Raw genomic sequence first — 538 nt, forward strand, 5'->3', positions numbered from 1 at the left:
AACAAAACCGACGACCTGACCACGGTCTACGCCAGCTTCGAGGGCAGCCATAAGTTCACCCAGCAGGCGCAGGTGGAATATCTGCTGGCCTTCCATGACTACGACAACGGCAAAGATAATACCGACAACCGTAAAAACTACGGCGCCATCGTCCGACCGATGTACTTCTGGAACGACGTGCACTCCACCTGGCTGGAAGCGGGCTACCAGCGCGTGGATTACGACCAGGGCGGGGATAACCACGGCTGGAAGCTGACGCTGTCGCAGAACATCGCCATCGGCATGGGGCCGGAGTTCCGCCCGATGCTGCGCTTCTACGTGACCGGCGGCCAGGTGGACAACGAGCATACCGCGAAGGTTAACGGCACCCAGGACCAGCAGCTGGATTCGCTGAACGTCGGCGGGATGTTTGAGGCGTGGTTCTGATGCGATAGCGTTGCCGAAGGAGCGTTCCCGGCTGGCGCTACGCTTAGCCGGGCTACAACTGGTGCGCTCCATTTATGCCGGATGGCGGCATACATGCCTTATCCGGCCTACG

General features: G+C 60.2%; 1 protein-coding gene. It reads left to right on the forward strand.

Annotation, left to right across the window (positions count from 1 at the left end):
* A partial coding sequence (locus RRF55_RS27220; RefSeq protein WP_139788376.1) for a carbohydrate porin occupies positions 1 to 426 on the forward strand: 426 nt, incomplete at its 5' end.
* Between the last annotated feature and the right edge of the window lie 112 nt (positions 427 to 538).

It is taken from the genome of Klebsiella sp. K47 (assembly GCF_051858335.1).
Classification (GTDB): domain Bacteria; phylum Pseudomonadota; class Gammaproteobacteria; order Enterobacterales; family Enterobacteriaceae; genus Klebsiella; species Klebsiella pneumoniae.